We start from the raw sequence: 610 nt of genomic DNA on the forward strand, positions 1-610 counted from the left end.
CGTCAAAAGCATCATCAGCAGCAAGGAAATCGGCGCATGGCGCGAAGGCCGCGCCGCCGACGCCGCCGACCAACTGCTCACCGCCATGCACGGCGCCAGCAAGCGCCTGCATCAACACCTGAGCGCGGGTGCAAAGTCCGCCGTCGATGCGGTTCACGTGGGCGGGACATGGCTGTACCGCAAGGCGCAGATGACCCAAGTCGTGATCCAACTCACGGTGGGGGAATTGCTGTCCATCTGCGCGGAAGAGCTGCAACGCGTCGGCGAGTCCCTGCAACAAGACGCCAGCCGGCGCGTGCGCGCGTTCGTCTTCGCAGGCTTGATCAGCATCCCCGATCCAGCGGTGAGAAACACGTTGATTGACGTGACGTTATGGGTCGAAGGCAGTGCGGAAGACGTCCACAAGCGAATCAACGCCCTTAAGACCGTCGCGGGCAATCAAGTAGAGAACGCAGCGCGCCAAGTGGAAGGAGTAATCCGCCAAGCAGAAGATGCGGCCCGCAAGGTGTCAAACGGCGCAATGCGAAAGATCTCGGCCGGTATGAAGAACCTGGAAGCCCCGGCTGCGCAATTGCTGAAAGGCCTGGAACTAAGCGCGGCGCACGCGCAG

The 610-nt window shown here is 62.1% G+C and carries 1 protein-coding gene; it reads left to right on the forward strand.

Translation table 11 applies throughout. From position 1 onward, the window contains the following. On the forward strand, positions 1–610 hold a 610-nt coding region (locus HV765_RS31675), incomplete at both ends, for a hypothetical protein (RefSeq protein WP_175172206.1).

The organism is Achromobacter kerstersii (assembly GCF_902859595.1).
Taxonomy (GTDB): Bacteria; Pseudomonadota; Gammaproteobacteria; order Burkholderiales; family Burkholderiaceae_B; genus Achromobacter; species Achromobacter kerstersii.